Origin of the sequence: Streptomyces sp. NPDC058457, from assembly GCF_042720695.1 — a bacterium.
In the GTDB taxonomy this organism is placed as follows: domain Bacteria; phylum Actinomycetota; class Actinomycetes; order Streptomycetales; family Streptomycetaceae; genus Streptomyces.
This window is the reverse complement of sequence record NZ_JBHXLU010000023.1, coordinates 12,877-30,913: the sequence shown is the minus strand read 5'-3', so window position 1 is coordinate 30,913 and position 18,037 is coordinate 12,877. Positions and strand designations below refer to the sequence as shown.

12 protein-coding genes are annotated in these 18,037 nt (G+C 71.2%); 5 read left to right on the top strand and 7 right to left on the bottom strand.

Annotation, left to right across the window (positions count from 1 at the left end):
- Window positions 1-5 precede the first annotated feature (5 nt).
- From ACFWPS_RS19920 to ACFWPS_RS19900, 5 genes are all read right to left on the bottom strand, one after another.
- Window positions 6-1,784 (bottom strand): branched-chain amino acid ABC transporter permease, encoded by a 1,779-nt coding sequence (locus tag ACFWPS_RS19920; RefSeq protein WP_383706964.1) that lies wholly within the window; start codon window positions 1,782-1,784, stop codon window positions 6-8.
- Window positions 1,785-1,789: 5 nt separating this feature from the next.
- A complete protein-coding gene (locus ACFWPS_RS19915; RefSeq protein WP_383706810.1) occupies window positions 1,790-2,728 on the bottom strand; it encodes a branched-chain amino acid ABC transporter permease in 939 nt (312 codons plus the stop codon).
- Between the two features lie 110 nt (window positions 2,729-2,838).
- Window positions 2,839-4,047, bottom strand: a complete 1,209-nt coding sequence (locus ACFWPS_RS19910) for a branched-chain amino acid ABC transporter substrate-binding protein (RefSeq protein ID WP_383706962.1) — start codon at window positions 4,045-4,047, stop codon at window positions 2,839-2,841.
- A 571-nt stretch (window positions 4,048-4,618) separates the two neighbouring features.
- The gene (locus ACFWPS_RS19905) at window positions 4,619-5,113 is read right to left on the bottom strand and encodes a PaaI family thioesterase (protein WP_383706808.1); all 495 of its coding nucleotides are present in this window, start codon (window positions 5,111-5,113) and stop codon (window positions 4,619-4,621) included.
- Window positions 5,114-5,203: 90 nt separating this feature from the next.
- Window positions 5,204-7,498, bottom strand: coding sequence for an FdhF/YdeP family oxidoreductase (locus ACFWPS_RS19900; RefSeq protein ID WP_383706806.1), 2,295 nt, complete (start codon window positions 7,496-7,498; stop codon window positions 5,204-5,206).
- Window positions 7,499-7,735: 237 nt separating this feature from the next.
- Between ACFWPS_RS19900 and polA the strand changes: the two genes are divergently transcribed.
- Both polA and ACFWPS_RS19890 read left to right on the top strand, forming a co-directional pair.
- The gene (polA, locus tag ACFWPS_RS19895) at window positions 7,736-10,462 is read left to right on the top strand and encodes a DNA polymerase I (RefSeq protein ID WP_383706804.1); all 2,727 of its coding nucleotides are present in this window, start codon (window positions 7,736-7,738) and stop codon (window positions 10,460-10,462) included.
- Between the two features lie 528 nt (window positions 10,463-10,990).
- The gene (locus ACFWPS_RS19890; protein ID WP_383706802.1) at window positions 10,991-11,368 is read left to right on the top strand and encodes a hypothetical protein; all 378 of its coding nucleotides are present in this window, start codon (window positions 10,991-10,993) and stop codon (window positions 11,366-11,368) included.
- On the opposite strand, the gene ACFWPS_RS19885 is transcribed toward ACFWPS_RS19890, so the two are convergent.
- Window positions 11,304-12,143, bottom strand: coding sequence for a DUF4184 family protein (locus ACFWPS_RS19885; protein ID WP_383706800.1), 840 nt, complete (start codon window positions 12,141-12,143; stop codon window positions 11,304-11,306). The genes ACFWPS_RS19890 and ACFWPS_RS19885 overlap by 65 nt on opposite strands.
- Window positions 12,144-12,456: 313 nt before the next feature.
- Between ACFWPS_RS19885 and ACFWPS_RS19880 the strand changes: the two genes are divergently transcribed.
- From ACFWPS_RS19880 to ACFWPS_RS19870, 3 genes are all read left to right on the top strand, one after another.
- The gene (locus ACFWPS_RS19880) at window positions 12,457-14,217 is read left to right on the top strand and encodes a lytic transglycosylase domain-containing protein (protein WP_383706798.1); all 1,761 of its coding nucleotides are present in this window, start codon (window positions 12,457-12,459) and stop codon (window positions 14,215-14,217) included.
- A gap of 151 nt (window positions 14,218-14,368) precedes the next feature.
- Window positions 14,369-14,503 (top strand): SPW_0924 family protein, encoded by a 135-nt coding sequence (locus ACFWPS_RS19875; RefSeq protein ID WP_383706796.1) that lies wholly within the window; start codon window positions 14,369-14,371, stop codon window positions 14,501-14,503.
- Between the two features lie 20 nt (window positions 14,504-14,523).
- A complete protein-coding gene (locus ACFWPS_RS19870; RefSeq protein ID WP_383706794.1) occupies window positions 14,524-15,516 on the top strand; it encodes a DUF3068 domain-containing protein in 993 nt (330 codons plus the stop codon).
- On the opposite strand, the gene hrpB is transcribed toward ACFWPS_RS19870, so the two are convergent.
- Entirely contained in the window at window positions 15,506-17,983 is a 2,478-nt protein-coding gene (gene hrpB / locus ACFWPS_RS19865; RefSeq protein WP_383706792.1) for an ATP-dependent helicase HrpB, read from the bottom strand. The genes ACFWPS_RS19870 and hrpB overlap by 11 nt on opposite strands.
- Between the last annotated feature and the right edge of the window lie 54 nt (window positions 17,984-18,037).

The following is an 18,037-nucleotide window of genomic DNA, read 5'->3' as shown; positions in this document are numbered from 1 at the left end:
GGTTCTTACGCCCCTGCCTTGGTGACGGCCGGATCGTCGCTCAGCGTCTCCTGTGCGGGTACGTCGAGCTGGCCGGTCTCGTGGAACTCCAGCTGGCGGCGGCGGTTGGCGATGATGCCCTCCGGCCGGAACCGCATCAGCACGATCAGCGCGATACCGAAGGCGAACAGCTCGTAGTTCTGGAGGAACTGGAGCTTCTCCGGGACCAGGTAGAGCACGCTCGCGCCGAGCAGCGGGCCGCTGACGGTGCCCATGCCGCCGAGGACGACGGCGGCCAGCAGGAAGGCCGAGTTGGGCGGTGCGGCGCCGGCGAACTGGTACGGCTGCGGGTTCACGCTGTAGTTGACGTGCGCCATCACGGTGCCGGCGAGGCCTGCGAGGGAGGCGCCGAGGGCGAAGGCGATCAGCTTGACGCGGAAGCCGTTGATGCCCATGGCGGTGGCGGCGGTCTCGTCCTCGCGGATGGCGATCCAGGAGCGGCCGATACGGGAGTCGGCGGCACGGGTGAAGACGAGCACGACGATCGCCGTGACGATGAGCATCAGGAACAGGTAGTTGGCGAACCGGCCCAGGTGCTGTCCGAAGACGGTGTGCGAGTCGCCCAGGTTGAACCCGAAGATGTTCAGGTCCGGGATCTGGGTGATGCCGTTGGGTCCCCGGGTGATGTTCGGTCCGGAGGTGCCGTCGAGGTTGTTGACGGTGATACGGAAGATCTCACCGAAGCCGAGCGTGACGATGGCCAGGTAGTCGCCGCGCAGCCGCAGGGTCGGCGCGCCGATCAGCACACCGAAGATCAGCGAGGCGGCCATGCCGGTGAGGGCGGCGGCCCAGAACGGGAAGTGCACGCCGGAGAACCGGGAGTACTCCGAGCCGGAGACCAGCGCGGCCGCGTAGGCGCCGACACCGAGGAACGCGACGTAACCGAGGTCGAGCAGACCGGTGAGGCCGACGACGATGTTCAGGCCCAGGGCGACCGTGGCGAAGATCAGGATGTTCACGCCGACGTTGGCGTTGTGGTCGTCGCTCTGGGTGAAGGGGAAGATCACGGCCGCGACGAAGGCGAGCGCCGAGGCGAACCCCTTGTGGTGCGCCGCGGTGGTCGCGAAGCGGTCGACGAGGCCGGTGTGCATGAGGCCCCAGGCGGCGAAGACGAGCAGCAGCAGGTAGCCGATGAAGGTCTCGCTCGCGTCGTTGTCGATGCCGATGCCGTAGGTGAAGACCACCAGGGCGAGCGCGACGCCGACCGTGATGATGATGCGCTCGGTGAGCGGTGAGACCTTGCCGGGAGCGGGCAGCTGGGGCTTGGCCAGGTAGCCGCGGATGCCGGTGCCCGGGGCCGGGTTGGGCAGCGCGAGGGCGCCGACGACGGGCAGCGCGGAGGCCGCCATCGCCACGAAGGCGCCGGGGTCGAGGTTGACCAGGCCGCCGAGGTCGACGGTGATGGCGATGCCGGTGAACCAGCAGACGGCGAACGCCGACAGGGCCGTCAGGAAGACGGGCGAGGCGCTGTTCGCCGGGTTCAGCCAGCGCAGCCACTTGACGTCCCACAGGGTGAGCCCGAACAGCAGGGTGAGGGCACCGCCCACGAGGGCGAGGATCTGCAGGCCGGCCGGGTAGCCGTAGACGGTCAGGTCGCCGGGGAAGTCGGACGTCCAGGTCCAGCTGAGGAAGGCGCTGGCGATGGTGCCCACGGCGCCCACGACGATGAGCAGCCGGGCGACGGACAGCGGCAGCGGTACGAGCCCGTGCTCCGCCGCGGCCGGGGAGCTGGTGGTGTCGGTCATGCTGCTCACGCCCTGTCCGCGACGCGTTCGCCGAGCAGACCCTGTGGTCTGAACAGGAGTACGAGGATCAGCAGGACGAAGGCCCACACGGAGGCCCAGCCGCCACCGCCGAGCTGCTGCATGCCGGGGACGTTGGCGATGTAGGCGGTCGCCATGGCCTCGGCGATACCGAGGACGAGGCCGCCGAGCATGGCGCCGTAGATGTTGCCGATACCGCCGAGGACGGCCGCGGTGAACGCCTTGAGACCGGCGATGAAGCCCATGTCGTAGGAGACGGAGCCGTACTTGAGGCCGTACGAGACACCGGCCACGGCCGCGAAGAAGCCGCCGATCGCGAATGCGATGACGATGATGCGGTTGGTGTCGATGCCCATCAGCTGTGCGGTGTCCGGGTCCTGGGCGGTGGCCTGCATGGCGCGGCCGGTGCGGGAGAGCCGGACGAACAGGGCGAGGACCGCCATGCACAGCGGGGCGGCGATGATCAGGAAGATGTCACCGCTCTGCACGGTCACGGAGCCGATGTGCAGCGGGCCGAACGGCAGCTGCGGGAAGACCCGGGCGGTCTTCGCGTCGCCGTCGACGTGGTACCAGTTGAAGACCGCCTGCTGCAGCGCGAGCGACAGGCCGATCGCGGTGATCAGCGGCGCGAGGCGTGGTGCGCCGCGCAGTGGACGGTAGGCGAAGCGTTCGGCGCCGACGGCGATGAGTACGGCGACCAGTGCGCCGCCGATGAGCATCGCCGGCAGCGCTACCCACATGGATATGCCGTCCGGCAGGAGAAGGTAGACCGTGAGGGCGCCGAAGCCTCCGGTCATGAAGATCTCGCCGTGGGCGAAGTTGATGAGCTGGACGATGCCGTACACCATCGTGTAACCGATGGCGATCAGCCCGTACATCGAGCCGAGGAACAGCCCGTTGGCCAGCTGCTGCGGCAGGGTGTTCACCGCATGGCCTCCATGTGGTGGGGAGAGTCAGGGGGGGCGGTAGAGGGCGGGCCGCGCGGTGACGGTTGGTCTGCGCCGCGCGGCCCTGGTGGTGCGATGTGCTGAGCTGGCTACTTCGGGGTGGCCACGCCGCTCTGGACGGACTTCCACGCACCGCTGACGACCTTGTAGACGGTCAGCTGCTTGTTCGTGGTGTCGCCGTACTGGTCGAACGCGATCTTGCCGGAGATGCCCTCGAAGGAGGTGCTCTGGACGGCGCTGACGATCTGGGAGCGGGCGTCGGTGGGGATCTTGCCGTCCTTCACGACGGTGCCGACGGCCTTGATGATCGCGGTGGTGGCGTCGTAGGAGTACGAGCCGTAGGTGCCGTAGTCACCGGGGTACTTCTTGGCCTTGTAGGTGGCCACGAAGTCCTTGGCGGCGGGCAGGGTGTCGACCGGGACGCCGATCGACGTCACCAGGTCGCCCTCGGAGGCCGTGCCGGCCGTCTTGATGTAGGTCGGGGTGAACATGCCGTCGCCGCCGAACAGCGGGATCTTGGCACCCGCGGCCTTGAGCTGCTTGGTCAGCACCTCGGACTCGTCGTACTGGCCGCCGTAGTAGAGGATGTCGGCGCCCGAGCTCTTGATCTTCGTGACCAGGGTCGAGAAGTCGCGGTCACCGGTGTTGACGTGGTCGGTGCCGATGACCTTGCCGCCCTGCTTGACGAACTGCTCCGAGAAGATCTTCGACAGACCCGCGCCGTAGGTCTGCTTGTCGTCGACGACGAAGGCCTTCTTCTTCTTGGCGACGTTGTAGGCGTAGTCCGCCGCGTAGGCGCCCTGGAGGGCGTCGGTGGTCGCGGTGCGGAAGTACGTCTTGAACGGGCGGGACGGGCTGGTCTGCCAGTTCTTGCCCATGGTCAGCTCGGGGTTGGTGTTGGACGGCGAGATCTCCACCAGGTTGGCGGTGGCGAAGACCTGCTGCATCTGCGTGGCCACACCGGAGTTGAGCGGGCCGACGACGCCGAGCACGCTCGTGTCGGAGACGAGCTGGGTGGCGTTCTGCTGGCCCGTGGCCGGAACCGCCTTGTCGTCCAGCGCCTTGATCTTGAAGGTGACGCCCGGGACGGTCTTGTTCTTGTTGGCGTCGTCGACGGCGATCTGGGCGCCGTACTGGATGCCGAGACCCGTGGCGGAGTTCGCGCCGGTCAGCGGGGCGTCGACGCCGATCGTGACCGTCACGTTGCCGCTGTCGCTGCTCTTGCTGTTGTTGTCGCGGGAGCCGCAGGCGGTGAGTGTCAGGGCTCCGGTGGTCAGAACGGAGGTAAGAATCACCAGAGAACGCTGTCGCACAATCGATCCTTTCCGTGGGCAGTGCGCCCCCTTGCAGGGAACGACGAGTGCCGCGCCGGTACCGAACTCCCCATGGAGCGGTGACTGGCCGTGACTCTAAGCGCGGGTGAGGAACGTGGAGGAGGTCTTGTCCAAGGCTGTGACGCTCTTGTTATGACACGAGGTAATGCAGAGCGGTACAGCGTGGGGGGAAAGCAGGAATTGAGCCCGATTCGCCCTGTCCGCATTCTGAGAACCTGCAGGACCCGGCGTGATCCGTTCAGGCGTCTCGGCGGTTTTGGGCATGACGTGCGACCGTTGCTGTGGGCGACTTTCGAGGTGGACGGGGAACGAGGCGTGCCCTGGGAACTGGGGTGAAACAGCGAATGCGGATTACACGCGTATTACGTAGAGTTACACTGGGGAAAGAAAGTCAACCCTTCGGAACTTCTTCGCATTTCCCTGCGGGGCGGGCCGGGGCGGGTCGGGGTGCGTTGCCCGCCGCTGCCCGGGGCTGTCTTACCGGGCGCTGACCTCGGCTCGCGGCGCCGAGGCCCTTCGCCGCCCTGGGTGCTTCTCAGGCGCCGGCGCCCTGCTGGAGGTGGACCTCGTCGCCCGGACGCACGTCACGCAGCAGGCAGGTCAGCCGGGCGCTGCACACCCGTCGGCCCTCCTCGTCGCTGATCACGATCTCGTACGTCGCCGTCGAACGCCCCCGGTGGACGGGCGTGGCCACACCGGTGACCAGGCCGGAGCGCGCGCCGCGGTGATGCGTGCAGTTAAGGTCGACACCCACCGCGATCTTCGAACTGCCGCCGTGCAGCATCGAACCGACCGAGCCCAGGGTCTCCGCCAGCACCGCGCTGGCACCGCCGTGCAGCAGCCCGTACGGCTGCGTGTTGCCCTCCACCGGCATGGTGCCGACGACCCGCTCCGCGGAGGCCTCCACGATCTGCACGCCCATGCGGTTGCCGAGGTGGCCCGCCGAGAACAGGGCCCGCAGGTCGACACCCAGCGCGGCGTACTCGTCGATGACCTCCTGCGGGAACTTCACGTGCTGCTGCTCGCCCATGGGCCGGCTCCGTTCGTCGTGCGGCTGTCTCTCCCGGCTGAGCAAACGCTCAGTCGGCCGCCGATTCTTCCAGACGAACTGAGCGGGCGCTCAGACGGCGGCCCTCGGGTGCGGCACACCGGCCTCCAGGCGGATCACCACGGACTTGCTGGCCGGGGTGTTGCTGGTGTCCGCGGTGGCGTCGAGCGGCACCAGCACATTGGTCTCCGGGTAGTACGCGGCCGCACAGCCCCGGGCGGTCGGGTAGTGCACCACCCGGAAGCCCGGCGCCCGGCGCTCCACGCCGTCCTTCCACTCGCCGACCAGGTCCACGTACGACCCGTCGGCGACGCCCAGCAGCCGGGCGTCCTCGGGGTTCACCAGGACCACCCGGCGCCCGTTCCTGATGCCCCGGTAGCGGTCGTCCAGGCCGTAGATCGTGGTGTTGTACTGGTCGTGCGAGCGCAGCGTCTGCAACAGCAGCCGGCCCTCGGGCAGTTCGGGGTACTCCACCGGGGCTGCCGTGAAGTTCGCCTTGCCGGTGGCCGTCGGGAACCGGCGCTCGTCGCGCGGGGCGTGCGGGAGCGCGAAGCCGCCCGGGTGCGCCACGCGCGCGTTGAAGTCCTCGAAGCCGGGGATCACGCGGGCCACCCGGTCCCGGATCGTCGCGTAGTCCTTCTCGAACTCCTCCCACGGCGTACGGCTGTTCTCGCCTAGCACCCTGCGGGCCAGCCGGCACACGATCGCCGGCTCCGACAGCAGGTGCGGGCTCGCGGGCTCCAGGCGGCCGCGTGAGGCGTGCACCATGCCCATGGAGTCCTCGACGGTCACGAACTGCTCGCCGCTGCCCTGGAGATCGCGCTCGGTCCGGCCGAGCGTCGGCAGGATCAGCGCCCGCGCGCCGGTGACCACGTGCGAGCGGTTGAGCTTCGTCGACACGTGCACGGTCAGCCGCGCGCGGCGCATGGCCGCCTCGGTGACGTCGGTGTCGGGGGTGGCCCCGACGAAGTTCCCGCCCATCGCGAAGAAGACCTTCGCCTCGCCGTCGCGCAGCGCCTCGATGGCCCGGACCACGTCGAAGCCGTGCTCGCGCGGGGGCGCGAAACCGAACTCCCGCTCCAGGGCGTCCAGGAAGGCGGGGGCGGGCCGCTCGAAGATGCCCATCGTGCGGTCGCCCTGCACGTTCGAGTGGCCGCGCACCGGGCAGACGCCGGCGCCGGTACGGCCGATGTTGCCGCGCAGCAGCAGGAAGTTGACGACCTCTCGGATGGTCGGCACCGAGTGCTTGTGCTGGGTGAGCCCCATCGCCCAGCAGACGATGGTGCGCTCCGAGGCGAGCACCATGCCGAGGGCCTGCTCGATCTCCTCGCGCGTGAGTCCGGTGGCGGTGAGCGTCTCGTGCCAGTCGGCGGCGCGGGCGGCCTTCACGAACTCCTCGTACCCGTGGGTGTGTTCGCGCACGAACTCGTCGTCGACCGCACCCTCCGTCTCCAGCACGAGCTTGTTGAGGAGCCGGAACAGGGCCTGGTCGCCGCCGATGCGGATCTGCAGGAACAGGTCCGTGAGAGCGGCGCCCTTGAGCATGCCCTGGGGGGTCTGCGGGTTCTTGAACCGCTCCAGGCCTGCTTCCGGGAGCGGGTTGACACTGATGATCTTCGCGCCGTTGGCCTTGGCCTTCTCCAGGGCGGAGAGCATCCGGGGGTGGTTGGTCCCCGGGTTCTGCCCGGCGACGATGATCAGGTCCGCCTTGTACAGGTCCTCCAGGTGGACGCTGCCCTTGCCGATGCCGATCGTCTCGGTCAGCGCCGAGCCCGAGGACTCGTGGCACATGTTGGAGCAGTCCGGCAGGTTGTTCGTGCCCAGCTCGCGGGCGAACAGCTGGTACAGGAACGCGGCCTCGTTGCTGGTCCGCCCCGAGGTGTAGAAGACCGCCTCGTCGGGGGCGGAGAGGGCCGCGATCTCCTCGCCGATGATGTCGAAGGCGCGCTCCCAGCCGACCGGCTCGTAGTGCTCGGCGCCCTCGGCGAGATACATGGGGTGGGTGAGCCGCCCCTGCTGGCCCAGCCAGTAACCGCTGCGGTGGTGCAGGTCGGCCACGGAGTGCTCCGCGAAGAACTCGGGCGGCACCCGGCGGAGGGTGGCCTCCTCGGCCACCGCCTTGGCGCCGTTCTCGCAGAACTCGGCCGCGTGCCGGTGATCGGGCTCCGGCCAGGCGCAGCCCGGGCAGTCGAAGCCGTCCTTCTGGTTCACGCGGAGCAGCGTGAGCGCGGTGCGCCTCACGCCCATCTGCTGCTGGGCGATGCGCAGCGTGTGCCCGATGGCGGGCAGCCCCGCGGCCGCGTGCTTCGGCTCCGCGACCTGCGGCGCGTCCTGGACCGGATCCTCCTTGGGCGGCTTGGTCGCCATCGCATGCTCTCCCTACTACACCGGCACCACTGCCACGGACACCCGATCCTCGCACGCGCCACCGACAACCATCGAGCACGGTCTGCAGAGCGGAACGCAACCAATGTCTGCTGGTCTGCTGTCGATTTCTCCGCCGCGACGGCGATCGGCCACGACGGCGCCCTCGGGCGGTGCCGAGCTCGCCGCAACCCGAACCGTCGGCCCTCACTGTCAGTGCGGCGTGGCAGGATCGGGGGCGTGGCAGATTCAGCAGCGAAGCAGACCGACAAGACCCCCGGCGGCTCCCGTCCCCGGCTGATGCTCATGGACGGGCACTCGCTGGCGTACCGCGCGTTCTTCGCGCTGCCCGCGGAGAACTTCACGACCGCGACGGGCCAGCCGACGAACGCGATCTACGGCTTCGCGTCGATGCTGGCCAACACCCTGCGTGACGAGGCGCCCACGCACTTCGCGGTGGCGTTCGACGTCTCCCGCAAGACCTGGCGCTCCGAGGAGTTCACCGAGTACAAGGCGAACCGCTCCAAGACCCCGGACGAGTTCAAGGGCCAGGTCGAGCTGATCGGCGAGCTGCTCGACGCCATGCACGCGCAGCGCTTCGCCGTCGAGGGCTTCGAGGCCGACGACATCATCGCCACCCTCGCCACCCAGGCCGAGGCCGAGGGCTTCGAGGTCCTGATCGTCACCGGCGACCGCGACTCCTTCCAGCTGGTCACCGAGCACACCACGGTCCTCTACCCGACCAAGGGCGTCTCCGAGCTGACCAGGTTCACCCCGGAGAAGGTTTTCGAGAAGTACGGCTTGACGCCCGTCCAGTACCCCGACTTCGCGGCCCTGCGCGGTGACCCGTCCGACAACCTCCCAGGCATCCCCGGAGTCGGCGAGAAGACCGCCGCGAAGTGGATCAACCAGTTCGGCTCCTTCGCCGAGCTGGTGGAGCGCGTCGACGAGGTGAAGGGCAAGGCCGGCCAGAACCTCCGCGACCACCTGGAGTCCGTCAAGCTGAACCGCCGGCTCACCGAGCTGGAGCGGGCCGTGCAGCTGCCGAAGACGGTCGCCGACCTGGAGCGCGCGCCGTACGACCGCAAGAACGTCGCGATGATCCTGGACACCCTGGAGATCCGCAACCCGTCGCTGCGCGAGCGGCTCTACGCCGTCGACCCGGGCGCCGAGGAGGCCGAGTCCACGCCGGTCGCCGAGGCGGGCGTGGAAGTCGACGCCACGGTCCTGGGCACCGGCGAGCTGGCCGGCTGGCTCGCCGGGCACGGCACCGGCCGGCTGGGCGTCGCCACCGTCGACACCTGGGCGCTCGGCACCGGCTCGGTCGCCGAGGTCGCCCTCGCCACGGCCGACGGCCCGGCCGCCTGGTTCGACCCCGCCGAGCTGGACGAGGCCGACGAGAACGCGTGGGCGGCCTGGCTGGCCGACGCCGCGCGGCCCAAGGTCTTCCACAACGCCAAGGGCGCCATGCGGGTCTTCGCCGAGCACGGCTGGACCATCGAGGGCGTCACCATGGACACCGCGCTCGCCGCCTACCTGGTCAAGCCCGGCCGCCGCTCCTTCGACCTGGACGCGCTGTCCCTGGAGTACCTGCACCGCGAGCTGGCCCCCGCCGCCGCGGCCGACGGCCAGCTGGCGTTCGGCGCGGACGACGGCGCCGAGGCCGAGGCGCTGATGATCCAGGCCCGCGCGATCCTCGACCTCGGCGAGGCCTTCGGGGAGCGGCTCCAGGAGGTCGGCGCGGCGGACCTTCTCCGTGACATGGAACTGCCCACGTCGGTCCTGCTCGCCCGCATGGAGCGACACGGCATCGCGGCCGACCGCGCGCACCTGGAAGCGATGGAGCAGATGTTCGCGGGCGCGGTGCAGCAGGCCGTGAAGGAGGCGCACGCGGCGGCCGGCCACGAGTTCAACCTGGGCTCGCCCAAGCAGCTCCAGGAGGTCCTCTTCGGCGAGCTGGCCCTCCCCAAGACGAAGAAGACCAAGACCGGTTACACCACCGACGCCGACGCGCTCGCCTGGCTCGCCGGCCAGACCGAGAACGAACTGCCGGTGATCATGCTCCGGCACCGCGAGCAGGCCAAGCTGAGGGTCACGGTCGAGGGCCTGATCAAGACCGTCGCCGCCGACGACCGCATCCACACCACCTTCAACCAGACCGTCGCCGCGACCGGCCGCCTTTCCTCCACCGACCCCAACCTCCAGAACATCCCGGTCCGCACCGACGAGGGCCGGGCGATCCGCCGGGGCTTCGTCGTGGGCGAGGGCTTCGAGTCGCTCATGACCGCGGACTACAGCCAGATCGAGCTGCGGGTGATGGCCCACCTCTCCGAGGACGAGGGCCTGATCGAGGCGTTCACCTCCGGGGAGGACCTGCACAACACGGTCGCCTCCCAGGTGTTCGACGTCGACCGGTCGGCCGTCGACGCGGAGATGCGCCGCAAGATCAAGGCGATGTCGTACGGCCTCGCGTACGGTCTGTCGGCGTTCGGCCTCTCCCAGCAGCTGAACATCGACGCGGGCGAGGCCCGGGGCCTGATGGACACGTACTTCGAGCGCTTCGGCGGGGTCCGCGACTACCTGCGCCGGGTGGTCGACGAGGCCCGTGCCACCGGGTACACGGCGACGCTCTTCGGCCGCCGCCGCTACCTCCCCGACCTCAACAGCGACAACCGCCAGCGCCGGGAGGCGGCCGAGCGGATGGCCCTCAACGCGCCCATCCAGGGCACGGCGGCGGACATCGTGAAGATCGCCATGCTGAGGGTGGACGGCGCACTCCGCGAGTCGGAGCTGAAGTCCCGCATGCTCCTCCAGGTCCACGACGAAATCGTCCTGGAGATCGCCCCCGGTGAGCGCGACCGGGTCGAAGCGGTCCTCCGCGACCAGATGTCCAACGCGGTCCACCTCAGGGCCCCTCTGGACGTCTCGGTGGGCGTGGGCCCGGACTGGGAATCAGCAGCCCACTGACGCCTCCGGCGAGAGCCGACAGGGGGCGCGTGCGGTGCCGAGCCACAGAGGCCGACGGGGGCGTGTCTCCAGGGGACCAGCGAAGGGTGCCGCTGCCCGATTTCGGCGGCGGCACCCTTCCAACTCGGTGGCGGCGCCCTACCTTTCTGGTGGCGGCGCCCTTCCATCTCGGCGGCGGCGTCCTACCTTTCTGGTGGCGGCGCCCTGCATGTCTTCTGTCCTCCTTCTTCGCAGTCCCCTCCCCTTGTTCCGCCGCGCCCTCCCCTTGCTCCGCCGCAACGGTGCTCAGCCACGACGGTGGCTTCCGGCGGTGCCGAACCCACGGGATGCGCCCGGCTCGGCACCGCCGGACAGCGTCGCTGTGGCTGAGCACCGTTGCGGCGGAGAAAAAAGGGGGGCGGCGAGGAAGGGAGAGGGGGTGGCGGAGCAAGGAGATGGGGGCGGCGGAGAAAAATGAGGGCGCCGGCCCGTCACTCGCGTGGACCCCGCCAGAACGCCCCCGCCACCGCCACCGGCAAGGATGCGGCCATGGGTATACGTATGGTTCACCGCCGGACGCCCCAGAGCAGGCCTCCGGCCAAGGCCCGTTCCGCCTCCGCCTCCGCTCAGGTCACGGCGTTCCCGTCGGCCCCGGCCCAAGCGGCCAGCGCCAGCTCCGCCCGCATCCCCACCGACCTCGCGGTCACCGTGCGCCGGGCGGTCTCCCGCCTCCGGCGCAGGCTGCGCACCCGCCCGGACCTGCGCCAGTGGCTCGACCTCGCCCGCAGCTACCTCGCGCTGCTCCTCACCGCGCTCCCCGGCCCCCGCCGCCCCCGCACCATGACCGTGTTCGTGGCGAGCCTCACCGAACGGCCGACGCACTCGGCCGCGCGCCGTCGGCCACCGGGGCCGGACGCCACACCCTGACCGCCACGGCGTACCCCAGCACCCCGAGCAACAGCCCCGCGCCCGCCCCGAAGAGCACCGTGGGAAGCAACTCCCAGGGCTTCGCCGTGGCCCCCCAGAACTCCCACCACCGCAGCGCCCGCTGCACCGCCGCGAGCAGGGCGCAGCCGGCGATTCCGGCGCCGGCCCACCACCGGTCCCGTACCGACAGCAGCGGCACCCCCACCGGCTCCGCCGCCGGCGCCCGCCGTACCGCGCGGACCGCGAACACGGCGAGCACGGCCGCGCCCACCGCCGAACTGCCGTACTGGAGCAGGGTGTACAACGGCATGCCCGCGACGCTTCGGCCGATCGCCGGGATCAACCGCGTCCCCCAGCGGTCGTGGTGCGTGAACGCGTCCCAGACGACGTGCGTGAGCCCGCCGAGCACGGCCGAGACGTACCACCACGCGGCCACCGGGAGCCCCGCACGCGCGCGTGGCGCCCCGCAGCGCAGGAGCGCGGCCACCCGGCCCTGCCGGGCCCGGGGCGCGAGGGCCACCACCGGCTCCCGGACCAGCAGCCACAGTGCCGCCAGCGCCCAGGAGATCAGCACGTCGACGGTGAGGACACCGGTGAAGGAGTGCGTGACCGTACCGAACTCCATCGCGTCCGGCACCGCGCTCGCCGCGTAGTAGGTGAGGTCGGGCGCGAAGGACCCCGCGACGAGCACCGCCGGGACCGGCCGCCCGCGTCCGGTCCCGTCGCCGCGCAGGGCGGGCAGCACGGCGGCGGCATGGCTGAGAGTGAACGGCACCCGGGCCCCCTGGAAGAGTCGTCGGCCGGAGCGCCGAACAAGTGATCGCGTACGGCAAGTATCCGCGACACCACCATCGTTCAACGGGGAATGGCCAACTGGTGAAAATCGGGCACCGCCGGGTGTCCGTGGAAAGGAAGTTGTCGTAGGGTCGCCTGGGTCGCCGCCCCGGCGTGCACGGCCGGATGCGCTACCTCGACACGCGAAAGAGGTAACAGGGGGCAACCACAGCACCGGGTCGACCGTCACACCAGAGGCGAGCGGACAGACGGAGACGGGCGCTCAGAAGGCGTCCATGGGAGGGGTTCACCTTATGGCGGCGCAATTCGGCAGGCGGCTGCGCAAGGGAGCGGCGACGACCGCCGCGGCCGCGTTGGCGGTAGCGGCTCTGTCCGCTTCCCAGGCTCCGGGCGCCACCACCGGAGACACGGGCAGACAGGCAAACGCCGGCGCCAGCACCTCCGCGCCCGACGGAACCGGAGCGGCGGACGGCGCCACCGGCAACTCGCCGTACTACACGGACCTGCCGCCGCTCAACAGCCCGAACCCCAGCGCGAGCCCCACGGCCTCCTCGTCGAGCATCGGCACCGCCGTCTCCCGGGGAGCGGCCGAGGCCGGCATACCCGCCACCGTCCTCGACGCCTACAAGAAGGCCGAGGCGGAGCTGCGCAGCTCCAAGCCCGGCTGCAACCTGCCCTGGCAGCTGCTCGCGGCCATCGGCAAGGTCGAGTCCGGCCAGGCCCGCGGCGGCGACGTCGACGCCGAGGGCAACACCCTGCACCGCATCCTCGGCCCCGAGCTCGACGGCAACGGCTTCGCGCTCATCCAGGACACCGACGGCGGCAAGTACGACGGCAACAGCCAGTACGACCAGGCCGTCGGCCCCATGCAGTTCATCCCCTCGACCTGGGCGTGGGCGGGCCGCGACGGCAACGGTGACGGCGTCAAGGACCCCAACAACGTCTACGACGCGGCGCTCGCCGCCGGCCACTACCTGTGCCGCTACGGCTGGGACCTCTCCGTCCAGGCCGACATGAACAGCGCGATCCTCAGCTACAACAACTCGCAGGACTACCTCAACCTGGTGCTGTCCTGGTACGAGTTCTACCGCAAGGGCACCCACTCGGTCCCGAACGGCACGGGAACCCTGCCCTCGCACCGCAGCGACGGCTCGACCGGCTCCGGTTCGGATTCCGGCTCCGGTTCCGACGGCTCCACGACGAAGCCGACCAAGACCACGCCGAATCCCGACGAGCCCACGCCGAGCGCCCCGAGCACGTCACCCACCGCACCGCCCACGGCCACCGACACAGTGGACCACCTGGAGGACGCGGGCACCGCCACGCTCACGGCGACGGCCGGCGACGCGTTCGGCAAGCAGATCAGCACGCGCGCGGAGACCATCGCCGGCCGGATCGTCGCCAAGATCCGGGTCCGCTTCACCATCGTCGGGGACACGGACGCGACCTTCGCCGGTGGCGAGAGCGTCGCCACGGTCGTCACCGACAGCAAGGGCGTAGCCGTCGCCCCGGTGCTCCAGGCGGGCGAGAAGACCGGCGACTTCACGGTCCATGCCAGCGTGGTCGGCCGCACGGTCAAGGGCGTCGACTACGACGCGACCGTCACCGCGCGCGCCGCCGACACCCTCGCGCTCGCCAACACCACCGCGCTGACCTGCACCCCGGGCGGCGAGTTCGCCGACCAGGTACAGGCGAAGGCCACTTACGAGGGCGCGGTCGCCGACAAGGTCGCCGCCACCGCCACGCTCATCAAGTCGGCCGACGACACGAGCACGAACGACAAGGGCCCCTACTTCAAGGACGCCGACGGCAACGCCGTGCGCACCCTCACGGACCTCAAGACGGACGCGAACGGCCTGCTCACGCTGCCCAAGCTGTACGCGGACGACACCACCGGCACGTTCCTGCTCCGCATCACCACCACCGGCGGCGCCACGCTCACCGTCGAGCTGACGGTCGCCGCGGCGGACAGCTCGCCGAGCCCGTCGCCGACCGCTTCCGAGAGCGCGTCCGCGTCGCCTTCCGCCTCCCCGAGCGCTTCCGCCACCTCCTGATCCACCGTCGTACGACGCCCAGGGCGCCCTCCCGCCGACGCGGGACGGCGCCCTCGTCGTCGTACGACCTGTTCTCATCTCACCCTCCCGTTGCTACGGTGCCCGGACCTGACGATCCATCAGGAGGCCGTCGGCCGTAGGGAGGTCCCGCATGCGTGCCCTGATCGCCGCCGCGACCGGTCTCGCCCTCGCGTTCGCCCTGGTCGTGACCGTCAGCGCCCTCGGGTCGCCGGACGGGAGAACGTCCCCGAAGCCGCTGCTCACGACGGTGCCCTCACACCCGTAACCGCCGCCCGGGAGGCCGTGATGCGCCGCAAGGCCAGTCTGGTCCTGCTCGCCTGTGCCGTGTTCTTCGCGGCGCTTTCCCCGCTGCTGCGCTGGTACGCCTTCCCGCGGCTCGCCAAGATCCCGGCGAACCAGTACCAGGACATGGTCCTGGTGGCGAAGAACGCCACGCTCCTCGACTACGGCACCATGAAGGCCAAGAAGGTCCCTCAGGTCACCATCGTGCAGACCCTCAAGGGCGACGTGGCGGCCGCGAAGAAGATCGAGAAGACGGCGGGCCGGGACGTCGTCGTCTGGGACGGCCTGTCCTACGTCCAGGGGCCCGACGGCAAGATGGTCTCCGAGATCCCCGAGCGCTACATCTTCGACGCCCACAGCCAGGAACCCGTGCACGCCACCGGCGAGATGGTCGACGGCGACCCGGTGGCACGGGACGGCATCGAGTTCAAGTTCCCGTTCCTGACCGAGAAACGGGACTACGAGTACTTCGACGCGCAGACCCGCACCACCAACCCCATCCACTACAAGGGGACGCAGACCTTCCGGGGCGTCAAGGTCTACTACTTCGAGCAGACCATCCCCTGGACCAAGGTCCCCATGCCCAAGAAGCTGCCGGTGCAGGGCATCACCGCCGAGTCCGTCGCCAAGACCGGCACGACCCGCTGGTACACCACGGTCCGGAAGTTCTGGGTCGAGCCGGCCACCGGGGCGCCCGTCTACGGCGAGGAGATCCACAAGGAGGAGCTGCGCGGCGGCACCCTGCTCGGCGGCCGCGCCAAGGTGACGGCCTTCGCCGGCGACGTGAAGATGCGCGAGGACTACATCGAGCACACGGTCGCCCTGGTCAAGCACAACCGCACCCTCGTCCTGATGCTGACCTCCTACCTCCCCTGGGGGTTCCTGTCCCTCGGCATCGCGCTGCTCGCCCTCTCCCTCTACCTGGAGGCCCGCAGCCGCCGCCCCGCCGACCCGGCGCCCGTCGACACCTCGGTCCCGGAACCGGTCAGCGCCTGAGCCGCGCGTTGGTGTGCCGGGTGGGCTCGGCGCCGGCGGGATCCTCGGGCCAGGGATGCTTCGGATACCGCCCGCGCAGCTCGGCCCGTACGCCCTTGTAGCCGTCCCTCCAGAACGAGGCGAGGTCGGCGGTGACGGCGGCGGGCCGCCCGGCCGGCGACAGCAGATGCACCAGCACCGGCACCCCGGCCACCGCGGGTGACTCCTGCAACCCGAACATCTCCTGCAGCTTCACGGCGAGCACCGGCTGTTCCGGATTCCCGTAGTCGACCCGGATCCGCGACCCACTGGGTACGGCGATCCGCTCCGGCGCCAGTTCGTCCAGCCGCCCCGCTTCCCCGCCCGTCCACGGCAGCAGCCGCCGCAGCGCCTCCCCGGCGTCGATCCGTCCGAGATCGGCCCGCCGCCGGGACCGGCCGAGCTCCGGTTCCAGCCATTCGTCCACGCGCGCGTGGAGCGCTTCGTCGGACACGTCCGGCCAGGGCTCACCGAGACGCAGCCGGAGAAAGGCGAGCCGCTGCCGCAGCACGGCGGCGTCGGGCGTCCACCGCAACAGGCCGAGCCCCTCGCGCCGCAGCCCGTCGAGCAGCGCATCGCGTACGAGGGCCGGGTCGGCGTCCCGCAACGGCCGCACCGCGAGCTCGATCGCCCCGAGCCGCTCCACCCGCCGCGCGACGACGTCCCCGTCGGCCCAGCGGACCTCCTGGTCCTCCGTGTACAGCGACGCGGCCGCCGCCCTGGCCGTGTCCTCGTCCACCACCGCGGCGAGCCGCACGCGCGCGTGCCCGCTGCCGACGGGACGGTCCGCGACGGCCACGGCGAGCCACGGCGCACCGCGCAGCGGGCTGCCGTCACCGAGCTCGGCCCGGGTGCCGGAGGCCATCAGGTACGACCCTCCGTCGGCCCTGGCGACCCGCTCGGGGAAGGCGAGGGCGGCGACGCGTCCCACGGCGCGGTCGTCCACGCCGGACGCCGACGCGCCCTCGCCGTCCGACTTCAGCCGCCGCACCTCCGCGAGCCAGCGCCCGGCATAGGCGTCACCGCCCCGCCGGGCGGCACGCAGCGCGGCCGCCAGGTCGTCCCCGTACTCCCGCGGAGCCTCCTCGCTCAGCAGTGCGACCACCTCGGCACCCCCGCCCGGGGTGTCCAGCAGCGCCCGTCCCAGCCGCGGATGCACCCCCAGCCGGGCCAGCCGCACCCCCCGTTCCGTCGCCCGTCCGGCGGAGTCGACCGCACCGATCGCCGTCAGCACCTCCCGCGCCGCCGCCATCGCCCCGGCCGGCGGAGGGTCCAGCAGCGCCAGTCCCGAGGCCCCCGGATCGCCCCAGCAGGCCACCTGGAGGGCGAACGCGGTCAGGTCGGCCACCCTGATCTCCGGGGCCGGAAAGGCCGTCAGACGGGTGTCCTCGGCCTCGGACCAGCAGCGGTACACCGCCCCCGGCGCCTCACGCCCGGCCCGCCCCGCCCGCTGCCGCCCGGCCGCGCGGGACGCCCGCACCGTCGCCAGCGCGCTCAGCCCGCGCGCGTGGTCCACCCGCGGCTCCCGGGCCAGCCCCGCGTCGACGACCACCCGTACCCCGGGGACGGTCAGCGAGGACTCGGCGACCGCGGTGGCCAGCACCACCCGGCGCCGGGCCCCGGGCGCCAGCACCGCGTCCTGGACGGAGGCCGGTGCCCTGCCGTGCACCTGGAGCACCTCCACGTCCCCGAGGTCCCCCAGCCGGCCGGCCACGCGCGCGATCTCGCCCACGCCGGGCAGGAAGCACAGCACGTCCCCGTCCCGCTCGGCCAGGGCCCGCCGCACCACCGACACCACATGCGCCAGCAGCGCCGGGTCGACGCGCATCCCGTGCGGCGGCCGCACCGGACGGGCCGGCGGCGTCCACACGGTCTCCACGGGGTACGAGACACCGGCCGCCTCGACCACCGGTGCCCCGCCCAGCAGCCGCGCCCACCCCTGCGCGTCCGTGGTCGCCGACGCGGCCACCAGGCGCAGCTCCGGCCGCAGGGTCTCCCGCACGTCCCAGAGGAAGGCCGCCACCGTGTCGGCGTCCAGATGGCGCTCATGGCACTCGTCGAGGACCACGACGTCCACGCCGGACAGCTCCTGGTCGCGTTGCAGACGCTGCAAGAGAACACCGGTCGTGACGACCTCCACGCGCGCGTGCCGTCCCACGACCCGCTCGCCGCGCACGGTGTAGCCGACGCTCCGCCCGACCTGCTCGCCGAGCAGCCAGGCCATCCGGCGGGCCGCCGCGCGGGCGGCGATCCGGCGCGGCTCGGCCACCACCACCCGCCGCGCGGGCCCCTCGCCGAGCAGCCCGGCCAGCGCCAGCGGCACCAGCGTCGTCTTGCCGGTGCCGGGCGGTGCCACGAGCACGGCGGTGCCGTGGCCCTCCAGGGCGTCGCGCAGAGCGGGCAGGGCCTGCCGCACGGGCAGCGCGTCCAGGGCGTCGTAACGGATCACGCACCCAGTGTCGTACGTCCTGGAAGCGCCCCTCACGCGCGCGTGCGTTTCCTT